Source organism: Burkholderia sp. LAS2, assembly GCF_018417615.1.
GTDB classification, from domain to species: Bacteria; Pseudomonadota; Gammaproteobacteria; order Burkholderiales; family Burkholderiaceae; genus Burkholderia; species Burkholderia sola.
The window spans coordinates 979,154-1,004,212 of the sequence record NZ_CP071053.1; the positions used below are offsets into that span (position 1 = coordinate 979,154).

General features: G+C 66.8%; 20 protein-coding genes. 11 read left to right on the forward strand and 9 right to left on the reverse strand.

Annotation, left to right across the window (positions count from 1 at the left end; all coding sequences use genetic code 11):
* The first annotated feature begins 61 nt into the window (after positions 1-61).
* From JYG37_RS24810 to JYG37_RS24820, 3 genes are all read left to right on the forward strand, one after another.
* Positions 62-865, forward strand: coding sequence for a hypothetical protein (locus JYG37_RS24810; protein WP_050017196.1), 804 nt, complete (start codon positions 62-64; stop codon positions 863-865).
* Positions 866-1,068: 203 nt separating this feature from the next.
* Positions 1,069-2,037: a helix-turn-helix domain-containing protein gene (locus JYG37_RS24815; protein WP_124557173.1), complete on the forward strand. Its 969-nt coding sequence runs from the start codon at positions 1,069-1,071 to the stop codon at positions 2,035-2,037.
* A 148-nt stretch (positions 2,038-2,185) separates the two neighbouring features.
* On the forward strand, positions 2,186-3,751 hold the full coding sequence (locus JYG37_RS24820; RefSeq protein WP_213346126.1) for a GMC family oxidoreductase: 1,566 nt from the start codon (positions 2,186-2,188) through the stop codon (positions 3,749-3,751).
* A gap of 84 nt (positions 3,752-3,835) precedes the next feature.
* Here the strand turns inward: JYG37_RS24820 and JYG37_RS24825 are convergent, their stop codons facing one another.
* Complete coding sequence (locus JYG37_RS24825) at positions 3,836-4,816, reverse strand: helix-turn-helix domain-containing protein (RefSeq protein ID WP_050017199.1); 981 nt, start codon at positions 4,814-4,816, stop codon at positions 3,836-3,838.
* 176 nt (positions 4,817-4,992) lie between these two features.
* Between JYG37_RS24825 and JYG37_RS24830 the strand changes: the two genes are divergently transcribed.
* The 5 genes from JYG37_RS24830 to JYG37_RS24850 all read left to right on the forward strand — a co-directional run bounded on the left by JYG37_RS24830 (position 4,993) and on the right by JYG37_RS24850 (position 9,940).
* The gene (locus tag JYG37_RS24830; protein WP_050017200.1) at positions 4,993-5,526 is read left to right on the forward strand and encodes a 2,4'-dihydroxyacetophenone dioxygenase family protein; all 534 of its coding nucleotides are present in this window, start codon (positions 4,993-4,995) and stop codon (positions 5,524-5,526) included.
* Between the two features lie 18 nt (positions 5,527-5,544).
* Positions 5,545-6,849, forward strand: coding sequence for an MFS transporter (locus tag JYG37_RS24835; protein WP_213346127.1), 1,305 nt, complete (start codon positions 5,545-5,547; stop codon positions 6,847-6,849).
* 1 nt (position 6,850) lies between these two features.
* Positions 6,851-7,972 carry a 2,3-butanediol dehydrogenase gene (locus JYG37_RS24840; protein ID WP_213346128.1) on the forward strand — a complete coding sequence of 374 codons (1,122 nt, stop codon included), beginning with the start codon at positions 6,851-6,853 and terminating at the stop codon, positions 7,970-7,972.
* Positions 7,950-8,672: an SDR family NAD(P)-dependent oxidoreductase gene (locus JYG37_RS24845; protein WP_213346129.1), complete on the forward strand. Its 723-nt coding sequence runs from the start codon at positions 7,950-7,952 to the stop codon at positions 8,670-8,672. Before JYG37_RS24840 ends, JYG37_RS24845 begins: the two co-directional genes overlap by 23 nt.
* A gap of 176 nt (positions 8,673-8,848) precedes the next feature.
* The gene (locus JYG37_RS24850; RefSeq protein WP_213346130.1) at positions 8,849-9,940 is read left to right on the forward strand and encodes a porin; all 1,092 of its coding nucleotides are present in this window, start codon (positions 8,849-8,851) and stop codon (positions 9,938-9,940) included.
* A gap of 66 nt (positions 9,941-10,006) precedes the next feature.
* Here the strand turns inward: JYG37_RS24850 and JYG37_RS24855 are convergent, their stop codons facing one another.
* The 6 genes from JYG37_RS24855 to JYG37_RS24880 all read right to left on the reverse strand — a co-directional run bounded on the left by JYG37_RS24855 (position 10,007) and on the right by JYG37_RS24880 (position 20,418).
* The gene (locus tag JYG37_RS24855; RefSeq protein WP_213346131.1) at positions 10,007-12,262 is read right to left on the reverse strand and encodes a TOMM precursor leader peptide-binding protein; all 2,256 of its coding nucleotides are present in this window, start codon (positions 12,260-12,262) and stop codon (positions 10,007-10,009) included.
* 93 nt (positions 12,263-12,355) lie between these two features.
* The gene (locus JYG37_RS24860) at positions 12,356-12,718 is read right to left on the reverse strand and encodes a BMA_0021/BMA_0022 family TOMM bacteriocin (protein ID WP_050017206.1); all 363 of its coding nucleotides are present in this window, start codon (positions 12,716-12,718) and stop codon (positions 12,356-12,358) included.
* 16 nt (positions 12,719-12,734) lie between these two features.
* Complete coding sequence (locus JYG37_RS24865; RefSeq protein WP_213346132.1) at positions 12,735-13,079, reverse strand: BMA_0021/BMA_0022 family TOMM bacteriocin; 345 nt, start codon at positions 13,077-13,079, stop codon at positions 12,735-12,737.
* 33 nt (positions 13,080-13,112) lie between these two features.
* Positions 13,113-17,162, reverse strand: a complete 4,050-nt coding sequence (locus tag JYG37_RS24870) for a TOMM system kinase/cyclase fusion protein (protein WP_213346133.1) — start codon at positions 17,160-17,162, stop codon at positions 13,113-13,115.
* Positions 17,159-18,160: an FHA domain-containing protein gene (locus tag JYG37_RS24875; protein ID WP_050017208.1), complete on the reverse strand. Its 1,002-nt coding sequence runs from the start codon at positions 18,158-18,160 to the stop codon at positions 17,159-17,161. The genes JYG37_RS24870 and JYG37_RS24875 overlap by 4 nt, the downstream gene beginning before the upstream one ends.
* Before the next feature lie 698 nt (positions 18,161-18,858).
* A complete protein-coding gene (locus tag JYG37_RS24880) occupies positions 18,859-20,418 on the reverse strand; it encodes a fatty acid desaturase family protein (protein WP_235356291.1) in 1,560 nt (519 codons plus the stop codon).
* Here JYG37_RS24880 and JYG37_RS24885 point away from each other — a divergent pair.
* The gene (locus JYG37_RS24885; protein WP_235356292.1) at positions 20,417-21,106 is read left to right on the forward strand and encodes a hypothetical protein; all 690 of its coding nucleotides are present in this window, start codon (positions 20,417-20,419) and stop codon (positions 21,104-21,106) included. The genes JYG37_RS24880 and JYG37_RS24885 overlap by 2 nt on opposite strands.
* On the forward strand, positions 21,099-22,217 hold the full coding sequence (locus JYG37_RS24890; protein WP_235356293.1) for a hypothetical protein: 1,119 nt from the start codon (positions 21,099-21,101) through the stop codon (positions 22,215-22,217). The genes JYG37_RS24885 and JYG37_RS24890 overlap by 8 nt, the downstream gene beginning before the upstream one ends.
* On the opposite strand, the gene JYG37_RS24895 is transcribed toward JYG37_RS24890, so the two are convergent.
* Together JYG37_RS24895 and JYG37_RS24900 are read right to left on the reverse strand one after the other, a co-directional pair.
* Positions 22,205-23,125 carry a lipase family protein gene (locus JYG37_RS24895; RefSeq protein WP_213346134.1) on the reverse strand — a complete coding sequence of 307 codons (921 nt, stop codon included), beginning with the start codon at positions 23,123-23,125 and terminating at the stop codon, positions 22,205-22,207. The genes JYG37_RS24890 and JYG37_RS24895 overlap by 13 nt on opposite strands.
* Positions 23,122-24,006: a metal-dependent hydrolase gene (locus JYG37_RS24900; protein WP_245170273.1), complete on the reverse strand. Its 885-nt coding sequence runs from the start codon at positions 24,004-24,006 to the stop codon at positions 23,122-23,124. The genes JYG37_RS24895 and JYG37_RS24900 overlap by 4 nt, the downstream gene beginning before the upstream one ends.
* Positions 24,007-24,119: 113 nt before the next feature.
* Here JYG37_RS24900 and JYG37_RS24905 point away from each other — a divergent pair, with 113 nt between their 5' ends.
* Positions 24,120-25,055: a fatty acid desaturase family protein gene (locus tag JYG37_RS24905; protein ID WP_050017214.1), complete on the forward strand. Its 936-nt coding sequence runs from the start codon at positions 24,120-24,122 to the stop codon at positions 25,053-25,055.
* Positions 25,056-25,059: the final 4 nt, after the last annotated feature.

A 25,059-nucleotide genomic window follows, 5' to 3' on the forward strand; every position in this document is an offset into this window, starting at 1 on the left:
TGGCCGCGGGGCTCGACCGGGCTTCTTCGCGCCGAATCAAAACCACACATAAAAACCGCCGATGAACCACCTTGCCCGCCGTTCCCGTTACGTCCGTCATGGCCGTCCGCTCGTCGCAACGATCGCCGCGCTGCTCGCCTGCGCACCGGCCGTATCCTTCGCGGGCTGGTACGAAGTCGCGAACTACATCGGCACGATCGGCAACGCGCCGGTGCACGTGTCCGTGCAGACCTACGACGCGATCAACCACAACGACGCGGGCCGCTGGCGCGTCGACGGCAGCTACTACTACGACGCGCATCGCAAACCGATCCCGTTGCGCGGCCACCGCGAGCCCGACGGCCGCCTGACGCTGTGCGAAGCGTCATCGCCCGCATCGAATGCCGACTCGCCGGTCGTGCCGGCCGCGGCGCCGTCACGGCCGAAGCCCTGCCCGATCGCGCTCGTCGTCGTCGGGAAAACGGCAACCGGCACGTGGGACGACGGCCGCAAGACGCTGCCGATCACGCTGAACGAAGTCGGCCGGCTGAACGACACCGATACGCAGCACCTGCAACTCGACGGCAGCGTCGATATCCCGATGTGGTATCGCACGAAGACGCACATGCTGGTCGGCGTCTACGCGCTGTCCGACAAGTGCGGCATCGCGATGCAGTCGCTGCGGGCCGTGAACATTGCGACGGGCCGCGTCGATCGCACGATCGCGCTCGACTGCGACGCGGGCATGGTGATGACGTCGATCTACGCGAATGTCGCCGACACGCAGCCGGCCGGCCACGTGAGCGTCGAGTTCCGCGGCGGCAAGATGGGCTACCAGCAGAACGTGTCGCTCGGGCTGCCGTCGTCTTCATCGAAGTCGAAGTAGGCCGGTCACGCTTACCCCAAAGCCGCATACGTGTCTTGACTCGCCCAGCCGCTTTCGTTGACCCGGACGGACATCGACCGCGCAATCGCCCGCCGCGCCCCGCTGCAAGCGCGTCACGCGCGTGCCCCGGGTCTTTCACGGATTGACCGCGGCGTTCGGCGTGCCCGAGACTGCCCCGCTCGGGCCGTCATCGGGAGAACGTCATGCCGGACACCAGCACGGAGATCGCCACGATCTCGACGCGCGCCGTACGCGGCGCCGAGCGCGTCGACTTCTGGGTCGACCATGTCGCGCGCACGCTCGTGCGGATCGAATGCAGCGGAAGGTCGTCCGAAGGGATCGATGCGTCGCTGCGCAAACGCGATCTCGGGTTGTTCCGAGCGTGCGACATCGTCGCGAACCGGCACGCGGTCGTGCGCACGCCGCACAACATCCACGCGGACCAGCGCGACGCCGTGTTCATCTGCGTGATGCACGAGGGGCACGGCTATACGTTCCAGGACGTCGACTGCATGCAGCACGGGCCCGGCGACCTCGTGCTGTACGACACGTCGATGCCGTACGGTCACGGCTTTCCCGCCGACATGGCGATGACCGTGCTCGACGTGCCGCGCGACGTATTCGAGGCGCGCGTCGGCCCGTGGCGCTACCGCAGCCTCGTCAAGATCGACCGCGGCGACGGCGTCGCGTCGTGGGCCGTGCGGCAGGTGGTTGCGCTGCTCGCCGCGCCGCCCGAGCCGACGCCCGACGCGCGCGAACGGCGCGCCGCCGCGATCCTCGACCTCGTGCAATCGATGCTGCGGCTGCACGACGGTGACACGTCACCGACGAAGTCGACGGTCCACACGCTGTCGCGCGCGAAGGCCTTCATCGACAGCCATCTCGCCGACGACGACCTCGACAGCCGATTGGTCAGCCGTGCGATCAACCTGTCGCCGCGCCAGCTCGCGCGCATCTTCGAGATCGAGGGGATGCCGCTCACGCGCTACATTCTCGCGCGGCGGCTCGAACGCTGCCGCGCCGACCTGCGCGACCGATCGCTGAAGCACCTGACGGTCAGCGAGATCGCGTTCCGCTGGGGCTTCAACAACAGCGCGCACTTCAGCCGCAGCTATCGCGCGCGGTTCGGCGAGACGCCGAGCGACACGCGCGCGCCGGCCGACGCGCGCTAGACTGCACGCCGCGGCCCCTCCCCGCGATGTCCCGCCGAGGCAAGCACGGCGTCCGCCTCGGTCAAATAGGGCCCCAACCTGCTCGCTAAGCTGGCTTCGTGCGCGGCGGCATCCGTTCCGCCGCCCGACAGCCAGGAGAAGAAGCGGGATGGAGACGTACGACCACATCGTCGTCGGCGGCGGGTCGGCCGGCTGCGCGGTTGCGCACCGGCTGGTGAAGGCCGGCCGGCGCGTGCTGCTGCTCGAGGACGGCCCGAAGGACGACAGCCTGTTCATCCGGATTCCGGCGACGTTCATCCGCGTGCTCGGCACGCAGCGCACGGTCACGTTCGAGAGCGAGCCGCAGCCGGGCGCGGCGGGACGCAAGACCTACGTGCCGCAAGGCCGCACGCTCGGCGGCGGCAGCTCGGTCAACGCGATGCTGTACGTGCGCGGCACGCGCGACGACTACGACGACTGGGCCGCGCTTGGCTGCACCGGCTGGGGTTGGGACGACGTGCTGCCCGTGTTCAAGCGCGCCGAATCGCATCTGCGGCTCTCGGAGCCGTACCACGGCACCGACGGGCCGTTGAAGGTCGGCGACACGCGCTTCCGGCATCCGCTGAGCCGCGCGTTCGTGAAGGCCGCGCAGGAAGCCGGCATCGCGTACAACGACGATTTCAACGGCGCCGCGCAGCATGGCGTCGGCTTCTATCACACGACGATCTTCGACGGGCAGCGCGGCAGCACCGCGGCCACCTATCTGGCCGACGTGATCGCCGATCCGAACCTGCGCGTGCTGACCGGCTGCCGCGTGACGCGCATCCGGTTCGACGGCCGCCGCGCGACCGGCGTCGAATGGCGCACCGCGAGCGGCGCGACGGGGTCGGCCGCCGCGCGCGCCGACGTCGTGTTCGCGGCCGGCGCACTGAGCACGCCGAAGCTGCTGATGCTGTCGGGCATCGGGCCCGGCGCGCATCTGCACGCACATGGCATCGACGTGCTGCACGACAGCCCGGAAGTCGGCGCGAACTACCAGGACCATCTTGAAGTGTCGATCTACGGCCGCAGCGATGCGCCCGTCAGCCTGCTGGGCGAGGATCGCGGGTGGAAGGCCCTGCGGCACGGGCTGCAATGGATGCTGTGCCGCTCGGGCCTGCTGACGTCGAACGTCGTCGAATCGGGCGCATTCGTCGACACGACGGGCAGCGGCCGCCCGGACATCCAGTTCCACGTGCTGCCGACGCTGGTCGGCGACGTCGATCGCGAACCGCTGCCCGGCCACGGCCTGTCGATCAATCCGTGCCTGCTCCGGCCGCGTTCGCGCGGCCGCGTGCAACTGCGCGGCAACGATCCGGCCGCGCCGATCCGGTTCGACAGCGGCGCGCTGTCCGATCCGGCCGACGTCGACGGCCTCGTGCGCGGCGTCGCGCTCGCGCGGCGGATCCTGCGCGCACCGTCGCTCGCGCGCATCGTCCGCGAAGCCGAGCCGCTGACCGATGCCACGCTCGCCGACTACGTGCGGCGTCGCGCGAAAACCGTCTATCACCCGGCCGGCACGTGCCGCATGGGCAGCGACGCGCACGCGGTCGTCACGCCGCGTCTCGCGGTGCAGGGCGTCGACGGATTGCGGATCTGCGATGCGTCGGTGATGCCGCGCATCGTGTCCGGCAACACGAACGCGCCGACGATCATGATCGCGGAGCGCTGTGCGGCGTTCATGCTGGCGGAGTGACGCGATGCGCGCTACATCGCCCCGAAAACGAAAGCGGCGCGTCATGCGCGCGCCGCTGCCGCCGAACCCACCGGAAAACCGGCGTCAACTGCCGGCCTCACGCGCCGCATCGCGCAGCGTCATCGGCGACGCGCCATAGCGCTCGCGGATCGCGCGGCTGAAGTGTGCCTGGCTCGAAAATCCCCAGCGAAACGCGATCTCGCCGATGCTCGTCTTGCGCAGCCGTGCGTCGGTCAGCTCGCGGTGCGCGTGCGACAGCCGTTCCGACCAGATGTGCTGCGTGATCGATTCGCCTTCCGCCGCGAACAGGCGGCCCAGATGCCGCAGCGACAGCCCGACCGCATCGGCGACGGCTTGCGGCGCGAGCTCCGGCTCGCCGAGATGCGTCGCGATGTACTGCTTCGCGGTCAGCAGGTACGACAGCGACGCGCGCGATGTGCCCGCGCCGTTCACTTCCGTGTCGACGAGTTCCGCGATCAGCGTGCGCGTGTGCTCGGCGAACCGCGCGGCGTCGCGCTCGACCGGCGCCTTCATGAACCGCTCGACGCTCGCGCGCAACGTCGCGCCGAGCATCGCGCCCGCGCCCGGCTTCGGCGCGATCCGCAGCGGCAGCGCGGCCAGCGCCGCATCGAGGCGATCGTCGAACGTGGTGATCGGGATATCGATCAGCAGCTGCCGCATCGGCGTCAGGAATCCGAACAGATAGGGCACGCGCGTGTCGTAGACGACCACATCGCCGGCTTCCGCGAGCAGACACCGGTCGTGCTGGATGAAATAGGCGCGCCCGCTCACGATCTGGCACGCGAACAGCGACTCCTTCGGCAACTGGCGCACCAGCGCGGGGCTGCGTTCGATCACGTGGTCCTGCCCGCTGATGTCGGCGATGCCGAGGCCCGGCAGCGCGATGTCGGTCTTCTCGGCTTCGAGCCCGGCCGGCGACAGCGACGAGCAGCGCAGGCCGACCAGCGTCGCCGCGTTGAATGCATCCCAGTACGCCATCCTGTCGCGCGCCGGCACGTCGGCCGTCGAGCCTCGCGTGCATGAAAGAACGGTCGAATTCGTCACATCGCCTCCTGCGGGCGCCTGTCGTGCGGAGCGGCACGGATTGGGGGATGGTTCGTCTGGATTTTTGGTGCGCTGCAATGTCCGGCGCGGTCAAGCAATTCGTCCAGCCCAGTCAAGAGCGGCGCACACCGGCTGGCTAAAGTCGAGCCCACGACAACCCATACAAGGAGACAACCGTGGTCGACAAAGCCGTATCCGAATTCTGGCAAAACATCCCGGCGATTGCCAATCCGTTCAAGCCCGATGCGCTGCCCGAGGCCTACATCCCGAACGCGGCCACCGACGACGAGCGCTATTACGTTCCGTTCACCGAAACGGTTTCGTCGCGGCCGCTGTGGATCTCGCCGTCGCAGAACAAATGGTGCGACATCCTGATGGCAAAGGAAGCGGGGCTCGTGAACCGGCACTATCACCCGCACGAGGTGTTCGCGTACACGCTGTCGGGGAAATGGGGCTACCTGGAGCACGAATGGACCGCGACGCGCGGCGATTTCGTGTACGAGACGCCGGGCGAAGGCCACACGCTCGTCGCGTTCGATCACCCCGAGCCGATGCGCGCGTTCTTCATCGTCACGGGCCCGCTGATCTGGCTCGACGACGAAGGCAATCCCGACGGCTACTTCGACGTGCATTCGTACATCGCGATGTGCAAGGCGCATTACGAGAAGGTCGGCCTCGGCGCGCAAGCGATCGAGAAGCTGTTCCGCTGACGCGCGGCGAGGCTCACGATGACGTCCCCTTCCTTTTGCAGACCCGCCTGGACGTACGAGAACCGGCTGCTGCTGATCCTGTTCATGACGTTCGGCTTCGTGTTCTTCGACCGCCTCGCGCTGTCGTTTTTGTTCCCGTTCATGTCGGCCGAGTTGCACCTGACGAACACGCAGCTCGGCATGGTGTCGTCCGCGCTCGCGCTCACGTGGGCGCTGTCGGGCGCCGCCACCGGCGCGTGGTCCGACGCGCGCGGCACCCGCAAGCCGCTGCTGGTCGCGGCCGTGCTCGGCTTTTCCGTGTGCTCGGCGCTGTCGGGCCTCGTCGGCGGCTTCGCGAGCCTGATCGCATTTCGCGCGCTGATGGGCATCGCCGAAGGCCCCGTGCTGCCGCTGTCGCAATCGCTGATGGTCGAGAGTTCGACGCCGAGCCGCCGCGGGCTGAACATGGGCCTGCTGCAAGGCTCGGCCGCCGGCCTGCTCGGCGCGATGATCGGCCCGCCGGTCGTGATCGGCATCGCCACCGCGTACGGCTGGCGCGAGGCGTTCTACGTGTCATGCATCCCGGGCTTCCTGATCGCGTTCTGCATCTGGCGCTGGGTGCGCGAAGTACCGCCCGGCGGCGTGCGCCACACGCAGGCGGATACCACTGCAATACCGGCCGCAAGCGGCGCGGCGGTCAGCCGCTGGGCGCTGCTGAAAGAGCGCAACATCCTGCTGTGCGTGCTGATCAGCTGCTTCTTCCTCACGTGGTTCGTCGTGATCATCTCGTTCGCGCCGGTGTTCCTCGTCGAAAGCCGCCACCTGTCGCCGTCCGCCATGGGCGCCGTGATGACCTGCCTCGGCGCCGCGTGGGTGTTCTGGGGCTTCGCGGTGCCGGCGATCTCCGACCGGATCGGCCGCAAGCCGACGATGATCGTGTTCGCGCTGGTCGCGGCCGCGTGCCCGGTCGTGCTGATCCACGTCGGCTCGGTGTGGGCGCTCGGCGCACTCGTGTTCGCCACGTACACGGGGCTCGGCTGCTTCACGCTGTTCATGGCGACGATTCCGGCCGAAACGGTGCCGCCGCGCGCGATCGCGAGCGCGCTCGGGCTGATCATGGGCGCCGGCGAGCTGATCGGCGGCTTCGTCGCGCCGACCGTCGCCGGCTTCGCGGCGGACCGATACGGCCTGCAGTTCGCGATGTGGACGTCGGCTGCCGGCGCGATCCTCGCGTGCGTGCTGTCGTTCGGCCTCGTCGAAACCGCACCGGCCGTGCTGCGCAAGCGCGCGCTCGCAGGCGCTGCCGCAGGCCGTCTCGACACGCAGAACCTCGGAGGACGCTGACATGCGCGCACTTCAATGGCATGGCCCGCACGACGTCCGTCTCGTGGAAATCGACACGCCGCGCGTCGGCCCCGGCGACGTGCGCATCGCGGTCGCGTATTGCGGCATCTGCGGCAGCGACCTGCACGAATACGCGGACGGCCCGCACGCGATTCCGGTCGATGCGCCGCATCCGCTGTCGCGCCGCACCGCGCCGCTGACGCTCGGCCACGAGTTCTGTGGAACCGTCGTCGAAGTCGGCGAACGCGTGACGACGCTGCGCGCGGGCGACCCCGTCGCGGTCGAGCCCGAGTATCGCTGCAGCCAGTGCGCGTACTGCCGCTCCGGGTCGTACAACCTGTGCGTGTCGATGGGCTTCGCCGGGCTGATGGGCGACGGCGGGATGGCCGACTTCGCGGTCGTGCCGGCCTACATGCTGCATCGCCTGCCGGACGGCGTGAGCCTCGAACAGGCCGCGGTGATGGAGCCGGCCGCCGTGGCGCTGCACGCGCTGCGGCGCGGCGAACTGCGGCTCGGCGACACCTGCGCGGTGTTCGGGCTCGGGCCGATCGGCCTGCTGCTGATCATGCTCGCGAAGCTGCAGGGCGCGACGACGATCGTCGCCGTCGACGTGTCGCCCGAACGGCTCGCGGCCGCCACGCGCTTCGGCGCGACCCATGCGTTCGACGCGCGCGAGCTCGAAGCGTCTGCGTTGCAGGACGCGATTCGCGCGGCCACGGGCGGCCTCGGCGTCGATACGAGCTTCGAAGCGGCCGGCTTGCAGGCCACGTTCGAATCGGCGATGCGCGCATTGCGCAAGGGCGGTCGCGTCGTGATGGTCGGCCTGATGCCGCACGCCGGTTTCGACGCGTTCCGCGCGGTCAACGACGAGCTGACCTTCACCGCGAGCGTCGGCTACCGGCATGCGTACGAAGACCTGCTGCGCATCGTCGCGTCGGGCGCGCTCGATCTCACGTCGATCGTCACGCGCACCGTCGCGCTCGAAGATGCCGTCGCCGACGGCTTCGACGCGCTGCTCGCCGACCGCACGCAGATCAAGATCCTCGTTTCACCCGCGCAGCGGCCGGCCCGCCGCGCCACCACCATCGGGAGTGTCGAGCATGAGTCGTCTGTGGACGTTTGAAGGGCAGTCCGTCGTCGTGACGGGCGGCACGTCGGGCATCGGCGCGCGCACCGCGCTGCGGTTCGCGCAGGCCGGCGCATCGGTCGTCGCATTCGGGCTCGACGCAACCGGCCCGCATGCGCCCGTGCATGCCGGCATCCGTTGCGTGGAACTCGACGTGGCCGACGGCGATGCACTGACGCGCACGATCGCCGCGCTGCCGCGGCTCGACGTGCTCGTCAACGGCGTCGGCATCAGCCGCCACGCGGACGAATACCGGATGGATCAGTTCGAGCACGTGCTGAACGTGAACCTGACGTCGGTGATGGGGGCATCCGACGCCGCGCGGCCCGCGCTGGCGGCGCACGGCGGCAGCATCGTCAATATCGCGTCGATGTACACGTACTTCGGCAGCAAGGACCGGCCCGCGTACAGCGCGAGCAAGGGCGGCATCGCGCAGCTCACGCGTTCGCTCGCGCAGGCGTGGGCCGATCACGCGATCCGCGTGAACGCGGTCGCACCGGGCTGGATCGACACGCCGCTCAGCAGCGGGCTGATGGCCGACACGCTGGCGTCGCGTCGCATCCTCGAGCGCACGCCGCTCGGGCGCTGGGGCACGGCCGACGAAGTCGCGGAAGTGATCCTGTTCCTGTGCTCGTCCGGCGCGTCGTTCGTCACCGGCGCGGTCGTGCCGGTGGACGGCGGGTATTCGACGGTCTAGCGCATGGCGCGCGGCGCATCGGAGGATCGACGAGGCCTGCTGATGCCCGTTGCGCGCCACGGCTTGCTTTGACTGTCGCTGAACCGGGTTCGCCCGGTTCATGTTTCTTCATATCAATCAGTAGTCCGACTAAAAATATTCCGGCTCGATCGGATCATGTGAGGAGCACTTTGGAGATGACGAAAAAGACCTTTCTGGCGGTCGCGGCCTGCGCACTTCCGGCGGCGGCGTTCGCCCAGAGCAGCGTGACGATGTTCGGGCTGATGGATACCGGCATCAGCTACGTCAGCAACCAAGGCGGCCACGGCGCCGCGAAATTCGACGACAACATCTTCTTTCCGAACCTGCTCGGCTTCGAGGGCAAGGAGGATCTCGGCGCGGGCACGCGGGCGATCTTTCGGCTCGTCAACCAGTATTCGCTCGGCAACGGCGCGATCATCGGCGGCGGGCTGTTCGCGCGCACGGCCTATGTCGGGTTGCAGAACGACCGGTACGGCACGCTGACGCTCGGCAACCAGTACGAGTTCATGGTCGATTCGCTGGCTGCCAGCGGCAACGAGATCGCGCAGGATCTCGTCGGCCTGTACGGTTTTCGCAACGGGCCGTTCGACCGGCTCGCGCTGCCGAACAACCCGACCGGCGCATTCGACTGGGACCGCGTCGCGGGCAGCAATCGCGTCGCGAATTCGATCAAGTACACGAGCCCGTCGCTGTCGGGCCTGAGCTTCGGCGCGCTGTACGGCTTCGGCAACGTCGCGGGGTCGATCGGCGCGAACAACACGGTCAGCGTCGGCGCAAGCTACGACCACGGCCCGTTCGGCGCGGGCGCCGCCTATACGAACCAGAAATACGGCGCGGCCGACGGGCTGCCGCCCACCAGCGTGCGCAACTGGGGCGCGGGCGTGCACTACACGGTCAGCACGGTCACCGGGAAGGCGCTCTTCACGACCGTGCACAACGCGCGGAATGGCGCGCTCGCGTGGTCGGCGGAAGCCGGTGCCGCGTGGCGGCCGTCGCCGGCATGGGTGATCGGTGCGAGCTACACGTACATGAAGGGCAACGACACGCTCGACAACGCGCATGCGCACCAGGTGCTCGCCGCCGTCCAGTACTGGCTGTCGAAGCGCACGATGGTGTATGTGGCCGGTGTGCATCAACGCGCGAGCCACGGCAGCAACGCGCAGATCAACGGCGTGATGGATGCGAACGGCGCGTCGAGCGGCGCGTTGCAGTCGATCGCGCGCATCGGCTTCAGTACGCGGTTCTGATGCGGCGCGGGTTGTCGGCGTTGGGCAGCCCGCGCTGTTCGCCGACAATACGATTCCGCGCTCAGGTCACAGAAACAGCAGCGCCGGATTCAGCGCCGTTTCGTCGCACGGCTGCGTGCGCCAACCCCGCTCCACCGGAACCGAATACAGCCGTCGCGCGCCGAAACGCGGCCAGAAATGGCACAGCCCCGGCGCGATTACCTGCACCACGGACAAGCCGATGTCGGGCCGCGTCTTGTCGACGACGAGCACGTCCATCCCGGCCGCCGCGATGCGTCCGACACAATGCGCGATCGCCGCCGCCAACGACGCGGCATCGGCCAGTTGCCACGTCGAATGCGTCGTGGCGGGCGTGCCTGCCGCCGGATACAGAAATCCGGTCGACGAAAGCTTGTCGCGATCCCATGGATCGGGCGCATCCGCCGCGATATCGAGCAACTGGTTGACCTCGGTCAGCGCCCGCTGCACCGCGATCCGGCCGTCCGGATGGCAACCGAAGCCAATCGAGAAACGCCCGTCCTGCAGATTTTCCGCGAGCGCGACCACGGTCGGCACCGCGAGATCGGTGGTGATGTCGAGCGCCCACACCCGCCATCCGAACGTCGCGTATTCGTGCACGAGCGCGTCGAAATACGGATCGTCGAAACTCGCGAGATCGATGCCGGGGCGTTCGATCCGGTTGTACCACCAAATCGCGACTGCATCGCGCTCGATCAATTCGAGCATGCCCTGCAGGATCGCCTCGTCGACGCTCGAGCCCGCCGCGCAGCCGTTCGGGTTGTGCACGCACACAGCCGCGGCCTGCGCACTGTCGGGCGTTTCCGCATAGCAGTAGCTCAGCGGCACGAGACGGCGCCGGCCGGTCACGAGCGACCACGCAGGCGTCCAGTCGATCGCGTCGCACGACGTGAAGCGCGGCGGCACCTGCTTGCGGACATCGCGTGTCAATGCGTTGATCGCGTCGCGCGTGTCGAATTGCCGTTCGCTGAATTGCTGAAGATCGTTCACATGGATCGGCTCGGCGTCGCAAGCCGGATCGGCACGCAGACTGTCGATGCTGCCGGTCACCGTCGCCTCGTCGCCCTGGTACACGCTGCTGAACCGTTCGAGCGCTTCGCACAGCGCACTCGTGCGAGCCTGCTCGTCGGTGCGGCCCTTGCCGGAGCAGAGCCTGTCGAACCGGTTGCCGTCCGGTACGGCAGCCGGGCACACGAGAAAACCCGATGCATAGACCTTGCGCAGGCCCGCGTGCCGCTTCGGCATCGGATGCAGATACGCGATTGCGCCGCTGACCGGCGAAATCAGATGCGCGTGGCGCGCGAACACCTGCTGCGGCTCGGCGGCCCGGTAGCCACCGTCGGCGCGCGCCAACGGCACCGACCCGGCGAGCCGCGGCGCACGCGCCGCCTGCTCGCGCATCCACGCGGGATTCCCGCAGCACGGGCATTGCGGTCGCCGGATCACGCGGTGCGGTTCGACGGCCAGCGTGTCGAGGCGATGCGCGACGATGTGCGTTTGCGCACGTTCCGCGATCGCGCGATTGACGGCGATCTGCTCGACCGTCGCGGCCAGGAGCGCCGCGGCCGCCGCGGCCCCCGCACGCGAGGTGGCCGGCGGCACATGCGTCGCGTCGCTGCCATGATGGCGCGCCAGCAGCGCCTCGACCGGCCTGTTGATGCGAATCCAGTAGCGCACGCATTCGATGCACGGCGCATCGGCGAGCGCGCCGACGCCACTGCCGTTACCGCTGCCGGCCAGCAACGGCCCGATCAGCGTCTGCACGCCGCCGGTCGCCACGACGAGCAGCGCACCGCCGCGCGCCGCCACGCGGGCGGCGCACGCGGCGAGATCGTCACGGTCGTGCGTATCGACGATCGCGACGGTCAGTTCGGCATCCTTCACGACGCCGATGCCGGCCGTGTCGAGTGCGCGCCGGAGCGCCGCGCCGTCCGCGCCGAACGTCTCCACCGCGACACGCAGTTGCGCCACGCGCGCGCACGCGGCGTCGCCGTCGAGCCCGGCGCGCTCGAAGAAACCGCGCGCCGCGTCGTCGCCGTGCGGCGGATCGGCGCGCACGTAGCCGCGCCGCACCAGATGGTCGAGCCGCGCAAGCACCTCCCATTCGCCGAACGTGCGGGCAAGCGACGTCACGATCTCGGCAGTCGTCATGCGCGCCCGCAGGCACGCGGCGATCCGCACGAAGATTGCGCCGGACAGCATCGCGCGCTTGAATTCGTCGACGACGAACAGGGTCTCGGGCCCGGCATCGAGCACGAGCAAATGCGGCTTGAAGCGCAATACGCGCGAGAGATCATCGAGCATCGTCGGGTTCCGTGCGACGGGTCGGACAAACGTCGCGCGGCCTGGGCAACCGCCCTCGGGCCGCGCGACGGTGCGCGGGTCGGCCGCGCCCGGTCAGCAGCAGGTGAACAGGTAGCACGGCCCCGCGTCGCAGTAGGCCGCGAGCGCCACCGCCTCCTCGTCCAGGCGTGCCGGCTGCGCCGGTATGCCGACGGTCATCACGTTGCGTGGCAGGTTCCAGCTCCCGCCGCCTTTCCCGTCGCTCGTCCAGCCATGATCGGCGCCCGTCTTCTCGATGTCGATGTCGATGATCCACGGACACTGATAGCCGAAGTATTTCGCGAGCGTATCCAGCGGCCGGTCGAGCAATTCGGCCTTGAACGCCGGATCTCGCCATGAAAGCGCGATCGCACGCAGATAGATCTTCTGAAACTCCAGCATCGATTCGAGCGTCGGATTGGCGTTGTCCTTTGCCATGTCGGTTTCTCCGGAGTCATTCCATGATGGTGATGTGGTCCGCGTTGTACGCGGCCAGCGCCTGCGCGAACTGCGCGTCGTCCGCCGGCGCGGGCGGCAGATACAGCGTGAGCGTGTTTTTCTGGCCGGCCGTCCAGTCGCCGTTGACGGTTGGCGTCCATTCCGACGATTTGACCTGCACCTTCAGGTCGAGCTTGAACGGAAAGTGATAGTCGAACTGCTCGCGCAACGCATGGACCGGATCGGCCTCGAGCTTGTCGAGAAACGCCGGTGAATGCCAGGCGAGGGCGATCGCCCGAATGACGGTCGCGCGGTATTCGAGAAACTGTTCGTACGTCGGCAATCGAAGATCCTTGCTCATCGGTCTGTTCTCCTGAATGACGGTTTGAACTGCTTACGGCAACGACTGCAACATCGCTTCGGCGAGCCTGGCGATCCGGCCCATGCCCGCCGTCCTTGCAATTTCGACTGCGCGCCGGCACGCGTCCAGCGCGGCCACCCCGCCGCAACGCGGATCGGCACGGCGCAAGTACTCGCTCCGCTTCAGCCACAGCTGGGCTTCGTAATACCGTTCCCCGCTCGAATCGCACCAGGCGAGACACGTCCCGATCTGCGCGAGCGCCGCGTCGTAGTCGCCGCGTTCGGCATCCAGCTCTGCAAGCAGCGACGCGTAGTAGGTCAGCCCGAGCAGGCCGCCCGACTGCCGCTGCGCGTCGAGATGCGCGACGACGCCCGCGCGATCGCGTTGCGTCCACGCGTGAATGATCGCGGCGTAGTGCCCGACCGCGCGCAGCCGGTGCGCGTCCGCCAGCCGGAGAATCGCTTCCGACACGGATCGCGCCGCATCGCGGTCGCCCGCGAGCTGATGCGTGCGTGCGAGGTACATCATCGTGACGCCCAGCGTCGGCAGATGATCGAGGCAGGTCGCGCAATACACGGCTTCGCGCGCCATCGCGAGCGACGGCTGGGGATCGTCGTCCATGCACCAGCGCACGCTGGCGAGCGACGCCATCGTCCACGCGCGCGTATCGAGCCCGAGGATGCGCCGGTGCCCCGCGTCGCGTCGCACGTCGTAGCCGGCCAGCACCGCGTCGAACGCGACACGGGCGCGCGCATAGTCGCCATCGACCCAGAGGCTCATGCCGCGCATCGCGTCCGCCGCCACCTGCACGCCCGCATCGCCGCGCTCGGTCGCGAGCGTGTCGAGCCGCTTGCCGATCCGGCGCACGGTCGGGCGGTCACCGGCGACGTGGTAGCACGTCGACAGCGTCCACAACGCGCTGATCTCGAGTTCGGGATCGTCGAGCGTCTGCGTCTGCCGCAGCAACTGCTCCGCATGCTCGCGTACCTGCGGATCGGCCCAGCCGAATCGCGCCATCGTCGCGTGCGTCAACGTGGCGCGGATGCGCGCGCTGTCGTGCTCGCGCTGCGCGTGGTCGGCGGTGGCGAGCCAGTCGAACACGGCCTGCCCGTAGCGGATCGCGTCGTCGTATCGCGACCGTTCGAGCGCGCGACGCGCCGCGTCGATGCCGTGCGCGATCGCGTCCGCGCATGCGCCTGCCCGCGCGAAGTGCCCGGCGATGCCGAACGCATGCGCACCGGCGCCGCGATCGGCGTGCGCGAGCAGCGCGCGGCCGACACGCGCATGGTTGCCGCGCCGCACGGCAGGCGGCATCGATTCGTATGCGGCGTCGCGAATCAGCGCATGGCGAAACGCATAGAACACGCGATCGCGCCGATGTTGCGCATACACGATCCGTTCTTCGAGCAGGAGCCGCAGATGGGCGTCGAGTGTGGCCCGGTCGTGCGGCGACGCATCGGCGAGCAGTTGCGCATCCACTTCGAGCCCGATGGTCGCGGCGAGCTGCGCGGTACCGCGCGCATCGTCGAGCCGGTCGAACGCCAGACCGAGCATGCCGCCGAGACTGAGCGGCAACGGATACGGGTCCGTTGCCGATGGCTCGATGAGCAGACCATCCGCGCCGCTCACCGCCAGTTCGCGCGCGACGGCCTCGATGAACAGCGGGATGCCCGCCGTGCGATCGGCGAGCCGGTCGAGCCACGCCGGATCGGCCGCGCCCGGGCCCAGATGCGCCGACATCAGGCGCTGCGCGTCGTCGCGCGGCAGGCGGCGCAGCACCACGCGGTCGGTCGCGCCGCGCCAGCGCGCGAGCTTGTCGGGGCGCGACGTGAGCACGATGCACAGTGCCGCTGCGCGCGGCGAGCGGTGCAGATACGCGAGAAAATCCTCGGTCGAGCGATCGAGCCACTGAACGTCCTCGATCACGAGCAGCACCGGCGCGCCGTTGCCGAGCGACACGATCAGTTGTTCGAGGACGTCGAACAGTGCGTGCTGCTCGCGCGCGCTCGACCACAGCAGCCCATTCGCATCGCAGGGCAGCCCGAGCCAGGTCGCGAGCGCGACACGCGCCGCCGCATGATCGCAATCGAGCGGCGCGATCATCGCGTCGATCGCCGCGAGCGCCATGCCGGGCGCGCGCTCGGCATCGACATGCCAGTGCGCGGCAATGAACCGCAGGATCGGGAACAACGCATGATTCTCGCGTTCGGGCAGGCACCCGCACTGCGCGAACGCGTGGCCGCGTGTCCGCACGGCCTCGCACAGCTCGTGCACGAGCCGCGACTTGCCGAAGCCCGCGTCGCCGACGACGAGCCTCGGCACACCGAGCGGTACCGGCTCGCCACGCGCCGCGCGGCGATGCCGCCCATGCGTGTCCTGCCACGCGCGCAGCAGTGCGTCGAGCTCGCGTGCGCGGCCGACCATGGGCGTCCGCTTGTCGGCATCGAGCGAATCGAACGGCGTATCGGCATGCCGCTCGCCGAGCAATTCATGAACCGGCTGCGACACGAGGCCCGCCCGCGCCAGCCGCAACGCGGTCGGCCGGGCATCGGCATGCCGTTCGAGCACGAGCCGCGCATCGTCGCTGATCAGGATCTGTCCGGGGCCTGCCAGCCGGAGCAGCCGCGACGCCGCGGCGGCCGTCGATACGCCCGACATGTGCGACGCATGCGCGAGCACCCGCCCGACATGGATCGCGGCCGCCACTTCGACCCGCCAACCTTCTGCCGCGCCGGCCGCATGCCCGCCGGCAGCCGTCAGCGCCGGCAACCGCGCGCGCTCGGCCACGCGCACCATGTCGAGCGCCGCCCGCGCCGCACGGCGGGCGGGCCGGTCAATGTCGCCCTGCAGACCGAAATGAAACAGCAGCGTGTCGCCGAGCTGTCCGCCCGCATGCGCGCCATACCCGACCGCGATATCGGCGCACTTCGTCAGCCACTGCTCCTCGTAGCCGTCGAGCGCGATGCCGTGCTCGGTTCCGGCATGGCGTTCGCGGCCCTCTCCGGCAATCGTCACGCAGCAGCACAGCGTGGTGATCTGCCGATACTCGCCCGCCTCGACGATCGTTTCGCCGCGCGGCGCGAGCGGGCGCGAGCGCGTCTGCCGGCCGGCGCGAGCGGTGTCGAACTGGCCGACGAGCGCGGCGAAGTTGAGCGCACGAAACCGCGCCGCGAGCGCCTCGGCCGACGCGGCGCGCTGGCGCGGATTCTTGTTCAGCGCATCCCGCAATACCGCGCCGAGCGGAAGCGACGCGATCGACGGCGGAAGCGCGACATCCACCGGGCTCAGTTGTCGATAGACGATCTCGGCCACACTGGCGCCCTGCATGACCACCTCGCCCGTCAGGCATTCGATCACGATCAGGCCCCACGCATACAGATCGCTGGCGGGCGTCGGCGGCTCGTTGCGCAATTGCTCCGGCGCGCAGTAAGGTGGCGAGCCGAGCACCTCGGTCGCGAGCGTCGCCGTCTCGCGCGCGATGTCTTCGGCACCGGGCAGCAATGCACCGATGCCGAAATCGAGCAGCTTCGCGTGCGGCCCGTCGTCGGCCATCGCGATCACGATGTTCTGCGGCTTCAGATCGCGATGCACGATGCCGCGCCGATGGGCGGCCGCGAGCGCGTCGAGCACCTCCGTCATCAGCCGCCCGGTATCGACGGCCGACAGCGGCCCGTCCACCGCGAGCCGGTCGCGCACCGTCCGGCCTTCGACCAGTTCGAATACGGCGAACAGCCGCCCGTCCGGCGCTTCCCCCTGGTCCAGCAGCGCCACGATGTTCGGATGCCGCAGCGCCTCGCACAGGCTCGTCTCGCGCCGGAAGCGCGCGCGCCGGCGCATGCGCTCCGGCGCGATCAGCGCGGCGTCGTCGCGCATCAGCTTGATCGCGACGGCTTGCCCCGTCTCGTCGCAGGTCGCGCGAAACACCACACCGTTGCCGCCTTCGCCGAGCAGCGCGCCGAGCCGGTAATGCCATTTACCGGCAAGCGTCGCGAAAGGCACCGCGTGCCGCTGCGGTTCACGCGCGAGTGGTCCCGCGGCGGCGCGGGGTGCGCTCGTCAGCACGGCCGGTTCTCCCGCGTTCACGAGCACTGGACGACCGGGGCCGGCACCGCGCGCGGCAGGCCGATACGCGGCCCGACGGCCGGCACCGACTCGCATTCGAGATGCTCGCCGCGCATGATCCGGAACGGAACATCGCCGAAGCGGACGCTGCCGCGCCGACGCTCGACGAGCTGGCTCGCGCCCAGCCCGGGCAGCGCCGCGAACTGGCTTCGGGCGCGATGAATCTGCACGTTGACATGGGACGCGTCGATGCCGAGCATGCGCGCGAGCCGGTCGAGTTCGATCCATCCCTGCGTGGCGGCGTCGTACCCGGCCTGCATGTCGGCCGAGCGGGCGCGGGCAAGCGTGACGAGACCATAGTGATGGGCGCGCTCGCCGAGGTCGACCACGCCGCCGCGGACATGCAGCAGCATGCGCACGTGCTCCTCGTTCCGGCTGACGAAGAATTCGAGCAATTGCGCCGGCACGGCCGGATCGGCGCGGGCGGCGAGCATCACCGTCGAGCCGTGGCGCGCGAGGGCGAGGCGCCATGCGAAGTCGCCGGTCGACACTTCGTCACCGTCATGGAGCGCGCGCGGCGGCAATGTGTCGTCGCATAGCCATTCGCCGGCCGGCGAACGGACGATCGTGACCGGCTGCGCGGCGGGGGGCGGCAGGATCTGGCGCGGCGCGAGCACGATCGGCGCGGCGGCGCCGCGTATCGGCCACAGTGTATCGGCCGGATCGTCGAGCGACTCGACGCGCCACGGCGCGACACCGGCCCTGCCGAAGCGGATCACGTCGCCCCGCTGCAGCACCGCATGCTCGCCGTCGCGCAGCGATACGCCTGATACCGATGTGCCGTTGCTGCTGTGATCGTGGAGCTCCCAGCACCCGCCGATCCAGCGGATATGGGCATGGACGCGGGACACCGAGCCGTCCCGGATGACCGTGTCGCAGCGTGCGTCGTCGCGACCGAACACGTGATACGCGCGGAGCAGGCATGCTTCTCCGGACGCGTCTTTCTTGAGTATCGCCATGGCCGCCCCGTGTCGGATTCGCCCGGCTCGTTCGAGTGACGCATCGACGCTGCCGGACAAGCGATTGATTCAATGATCGCGAACGGTGCCGCCCGTTCGCCGTCTCGTTACCTGTTTTTCTAGCCAGCTTCCCTGCCACGGGGTGCCAAGCGTCGCGCGTTATTTCGGTAAATTGAATTGTCGACCGCTTTGTTGTTTTAAAATCGTGCCCCTCGATGAAAATCCTGCCAAATAAAATCACGCGTCGCAATCGGAATTCTCGGATCATGGTTTTATATTGCAATGCTTTACATTTTCGATGAATTTTCGGGGTGCGAATAAAGGGTCACGCCTCTTGCCTCCGCTAGAATCTGCGCCAGTCATAAATCACACAAACATCACGACATTGAACGACGGGGTGGATCCAATGGGTTTTGGTGCTGCGGACATTTTGTTTGATCGAGCGAAAATAAAATCGAACAATTTCTATTATTTAAATAATTTTCATCGTCGTTCTTAAAAACGATGCTGTTTAACTTATTCAGGAATCACGTGCCGGCGGAATAGCCAGCGATTAATCGCAAACGCAGACGGGCCGGCACGACCATGCGCAGAGGCCAATGGCTGCGCGGCACGCGTCAGACGGAGCACGACGGGTCGTGCCGATCTTTCGCACCAGGACCGACGGGAAACTTCATCGCGCCGTCGAAGGGATTTTTCTATCTTGGGTTACCACTGCGCGAGGCACCCGACCATAGCAACGCAAGCAATTGCCGCGAAGACAGAACCGGCTCGTCAGACGCACGCAATTCGGGCAGGCGATGCCACGCCACGCCGGGTTCGCGATGATGTTGTTGGTGATAGTTAATGTTGTACGGCCAGATAAAGAAGCGGCCAAGTAACCCGACGCGCCACGAATAAGTCCAGTCATTCCAGCCAGCCGTGGCACCAGGCCCACCACTGTGCTCTGCAATACTACGGATCTTCTGCACTAACGCCCCGATTGTCACGAGAGGGACGAACCAAAGCGCCGCAAGCGTCAACAGTTCGCGTACTGTGCATGCATGCACGAGCGACAAAAGCAGGATACCCCACGTCGCTATCGCCGTAAGCAGCGGCAGTGACATGGATGCACCACGCCCGTTCGCACGCCGATATGCGCGCATGTTTTTCACCATGTTGACCAGGAGCAAATCACCGAGCAGTTGCCGGACGAGGGGGAGTGTGTCGAGTGGCTCGAATTTCCATGGCTGCGCGTGGTACAGATAATTCCGCTCAGGATCTTCCGCCGTCCCGACATGTCGATGGTGGGCAAGATGCAGCGGGCGATAAAATTCGATGGGCACGAGCCCCGGTACGCCAATTGCCAAGTTGATCAGAAAGTCGTTCGCGGAACGGCGGCGGGTTAAGTGATAGTGGGTCGCGTCGTGATACAGAATGAATAATGCGTGTTGCCGAGTCGCGACAACAACGGCGGCGACAAGGTAGCCCCCCCAATGCCCCACCGATAACGCAACTCGAAGCGCAACTACGATACATAGCCATTCAAGCAGTAATGCGGCGGCCGTACGCAGGTCGACGTCGAGACGAATGAGTACGGTCGTCGCACAGCCGACGCCGATGCCGAGTGCGAGTCCCACGAGCATGTCCGCGAGCAAATGCTGTCCGGTCGTTAAGACGGTGATCGCCAGCATCGTGCTCCACGCAGCGTAATAGCGCGCTGCCCGGACGCGTAGCGCAGCCAGCACCACGGTTACAGCCACAGGCAGCGCAACATGCCCGCAGGGACTCGCCGCGAGCGGCGTGTCGATCCGATACAGCCACGCGATCCATCCTGCCGCTGCCGGCGACCGGCTCACGGCAGTCGGCCATAACAGATGACAGACGATACACAGGCCTGCGGCAAGTGCCCCGGCGAAAAATGCGGGCAGCAGCCAATTTCGGCTGCGGCCGAACCAGACAATCGACGGCATCACGAGCGCGTAGCTCAAATAAAGCGGTACGCTGGCAGACACACGCGGAATGACCGCATCGTACGGTCCCGGACGCAACAGCGTCACGGGTGCCATCGGCGCGTGTGTGACCCAGAAGTACAGTGCACCCGACACGACGACATAGATCGCGAGCCAGCGCCACGCGTCGAACGCCGACGGTATATAGGAGACGGAAACAGGAGGTATGGCACGCATGTGAAAAAAGGAGCGGCTCAATCGCGTATCATGATAAATCGTTTCAGCTCGCATGAATAACGACGCTATGCCGCTTCGAGCCAGTTCCATGACACGTGCGCAGCTGCGCGACGTCGATGTTGCACATATGTACGCGCTCTACTCGACCTGTTACCGGGATACGGAACAGGCACGCTTCGAACACGATCTCGACGACAAGACACATTGCGTCATCATGCGTGACGACACCGGCAAGCTACGCGGCTTCTCCACGTTGAAACTATATGAACAGCAGTGGCAAGACACTACACTGCGCATCCTGTTTTCCGGTGACACGATTGTGGATCCGGCCTGTTGGGGCAGTCAGCAACTCGCGTTTTGCTGGATTCGACTCGCCGGTGAACTCAAACGCAACGTGCCTGACGTCGCACTATACTGGTTTCTAATCTGCAAGGGGCATCGTACGTACCGCTACTTGCGAGCGTTCGCACATGATTTCACCCCGCGATTCGACCGACCGACTGAACCCGTAAATCAGGCGCTACTGGATCATCTGGCAATTGAGCGCTTCGGGTACGCATACGACGCCGCGTCCGGCGTGCTCAAGTTTCCGGTACCGCAAGGCCGCCTCGCCCCAGCCCTCGCCGAAGTGCCGGACGCGCATCGACGGCTGCCGGATGTCGCCTATTTTCTGAAGCGCAATCCAGAATACGCGTGCGGCAACGAGCTCGTATGCCTGTGCGAACTGACGCCGGAAAACCTACGCCCGATGGCAAGACGAATCTTCACCGGTGAATGAGCCAATGACGCGGATCCGGCTAGCCACAGCGGTCGACAACGAACGGCTCCTCGCGTTTCAAACACGTTACGCGATGCTCAGCGGGATGCCACTTCGCTTCGATCGTTCACCGGATTACTTCGCACTGCATCGGTGTCATTCGAACGACTGTCGAACGTGGCTCGCGGAGGACAGCGCAGGGCGCGTCAAGGGAATAGCCAGCATGGTCGTTCGCGACGGCTACCTCGCCGGCGAGAAACAGCGCATCGCTTACCTCGGCGACTTGCGCATCGCACCCGATCGCGAACTAGCGCACACTTGGGTCGACTATGTCGTCGACCGCCTCGCCGATCTCGCCCGACACGAAGGCGTACAGCATACGTACTGCTGCATCATTCGCGACAACCGGATCGCGACGCAATCGCTATTCAGGACAGGCAAGCGGCCCCGGCTCGGATTTCGACATTGGCGCGGCTACAGTAACGTATCGATCTATGCGCGGCGTATTGCTGCGCGGAGCGCCGGCTTGGTCAAGATCACGAACGCGTCGGCTGCCGATGCCGACGCACTCCGCGCATTCCTGGACCAAGAGTCTCGTTCCCAACCCTTCGGTTGCGTCTTTACGGCGGACGAATTCGCGCGCCGCCTGAACACCTGGCCCGACTTCGGAATCGAGCGCTTTCTGGTCGCACGTAACGCGCAGCGGCGTATCGTGGGCTGCGTTGCTCCGTGGGATGCAGGGCGTATCAAACGCATCGTGCTGGAACGTCTGCCGCGCTCGCTCGGTGCGCTGCGTCACAGCTTCAACGCCATCGCACCCTTGCTCGGCCGCCCTCCCATCACAGCTCCCGGCCAGCCGCTCCGGGATATCTACCTGACTCATCTGCATGTGAGCGGACGCGACCCGGACATTGCACAGGCGTTGCTCGATGCGGTCTGGCAACAAGAGCGGAGCCGCTATGCCTTGCTGCAGCTTTGCCTGTACGATCACGATCCGCTATGGCCCGCCTTGCAGGGTTATCGATACACCGCATTACCGATGGATCTATACACGCTATCCGCGCCCGGCACGAGCGCACTCGATTCGGGCGCCACCGAAGCAATCCCCGGGTTCGAGATCTATCTCGTCTGACCGCTTGCGACCGCTGCCGCCCGCGCGTCGTTCAGGAGCGCAACGAGTGCAAGCCAGAAACGCCCCGCATCGAAGCCGGCGCCGCCGAGCACAGGCTGGCCATGGTCGAGATGTGGCATGCAAACTCGCGGTATGCCGCGAAACGTCTGGTGGTCGAGGTAGAACTGTCCGTCATGCGCACAGCCGGGACGGTAGCGGTCGAGGCGTGAGTGATGTGCATCGAACCGGGACGTGCGTTCTATCGACCAGCTTACGACATGCACACAGTGCAGGCCACCGGGCACCGCAGACAACAGATTCGCGATGTCGGCGTCGCGCCCGCTGCCGATATCGCGCGAGCCTGCATACAACCAGCGTGTGCGCAGCAATCTCCCGGCGGCTCGACCCAACCATGCGGGATCGATGCGCGCCCCCCGTTGCTCGAGCAAGCCATCGATGATCGCACTCGGACCGACGGGCGGCTGAACGAGTGCGATACCGTCGCAGCGAGCACGAAGCCCTGAATCCGCATGCAGCGCCGCCAATGCATCGAGTCCCCCTTTGCTGTGGGCAAGGACGATAAAGCGGCGATCAGCGGGTAAGCGCGCATACAGATTGCGAACGATATGCGCGCCCTGCTCGGCAACCGCGCGCGACGAGCGGACCGGCACACGCAGGACTGAGTACCGCGCGGCACGCAACGCCTGCGCAGCATGCCGGAAGCAGGCGGGTATCCACTCGGAATAGAGTCCCGCAATCAGCACGATGACGATGTTCGAGGATGCATGGGCGTCATGCGCGTGCCAACATTCGATGAAGCGCTCGGTCCAGTCGAGTGCTGTGGGCGCCGGTTCGAACGGCGTCAATGGGTAGTGTTGCCGCCACTCGTCGAAGCCGGACGGCGACCATGCCGGATACCGTGCACTCATGCCGGCTCCGTTGTCACGCCATCGGCAGCGAGCGCCGCGCGGGCAGCAGCCAGCGTGGCTGGATTCCCGATTCGGTCAGGGTGAAAACGCGGCGAGAACCATGCCAGCCACGCGGGTAGCACGCGGGTAACGATGCCCCGCGCGCCGAACAGCCACCAGCCAAGCTGTGCCCAGCTTCGCCAATTGCCGGCGTCGCGGTCGGCACGCGCGAGACGGACGATGAAATACCCCAGATCGACGATGAAGCATGCCGTGACACCGAGCATCGCCGCCGCCCGAATGACATAGCGCTTGATCGCGCCGCCGCCGCAAGCGCGAAATACGTCGAACGCGACAGACTTGTGTTCGGTTTCCTCTATCGCATGCCACCGCCAGATCGCGGCCATCGATGGGTCGGCACCGTCGAAAATGGCGGGGTCGCGCAACAGCAGATCGGCCAGAATGGCGGTGTAGTGCTCAAGACATGCGGTGAAGGTCAATTGAAGCAGCGGCGACGCGACACGCCGGCATTGTTCCTGCCGTCTCCTCATCAGCGCCTCGAGTGCGTCGACCGGCATGCCTTGGCGAGCCAGGCGTCGGTTGTACGCGCGGTGCTCGCGGATATGAGTGGCTTCCTGGTACAGGAATGCATCCACTTGCGCGGCGAGCGTGCCGTCGGCCGGCAGCGCGTCGCAGTACTGCCTCACGCTATCGACAAAGAACTTCTCGCCAAGCGGAAACATGATCGAGAACGCGTCGAAAAAGCGCGTCACCCTGCGGTTGTCACGATACCAATAGCGCGGAATGTCGTCGGCAAAACGAAACCGCGGATTGCGCCGACGGATGTCTGCCGCGTCGTTGCGGCGTTCATGCATTGAATCGTCGGTTCGTTTGGCGTACATGGTCGTGGCCGATCGTGGCGTAACGCGCAGGGTCAGCGCAGGCGGGCGTATTGTTCGACGATGGCGATCGAAGGTATGCTCTGCGTCGCTGCCACCATCCATGTCCGAATTGTATGTTCGATGCCAATGCAAGCGCCATAGATAATCGTTCGCGACGGTTCGATCGGCTGAATCTCTGCGTGCTCGCGCTACAGAGCGTTATATGGGCGGGCATCCTGACGTGGCTGTCGCACGGTACGAGCCCGTGGCGCTGGGGGGCGCTCGTACCGTTCTGCCTGATCATGCAAGGCGTGTTTTCGATGATGCACGAAACATTCCACGGTTTCGGGCATCGGCGCGGGAAAATCAACTACTTGATGATGTGGTGGGCATCGACGATGTTCGGCGCCGCGGCAACGCTGATTCACGTGAATCATCTCGGTCACCACGTGCGAAATCGAACGCCTGCGGAGCGGGTGGACTTCGTCGAGCCGGATGCTTCGCTGTGGCGCAAGCGAGTCGCATACTACGCGGCGATCGTCGGCGGCATCTGGTTCGCGAGTTTCGCGGGCAGCTTCGTCCTGGCCGTGCTTCCGAGTCGCATTCCGTATGGTTGGGCCAAGTACGGACACGACAACACCTATGCGGCCGCGTTCAGAGACTTCGGCCACGCGGAATTCCGACGAATTCGATACGAAACCCTCGCAGGCGCGGCCGTATGGATTGCACTGGGGACATTGCTGGACTGGCGCGTGCTCGACATCTCGCTTGCCTACCTCGCATTCGCGTTTTCGTGGTCGTCGCTCCAATGGGTTTATCACATGCACACGCCGCTCGACGTTGTGGAGGGCACATACAATATGCGTGCCCCCATACTGATCCGCTGGGCATTCCTCAACTTCAACTACAACCTGACGCATCACCGGCGTCCGAGCCTGCGCTGGCAGGAGCTTCATGCGTGCTCCGACGCGGCGGAGACGCGGCCGCTGTGGTACGGTTGGCTGCATGTGTTCGAAGCGCCCCGGCGTTTGCCGAGCGATCCGACACAACTCGAAAAAACCTATTTCTAACGAG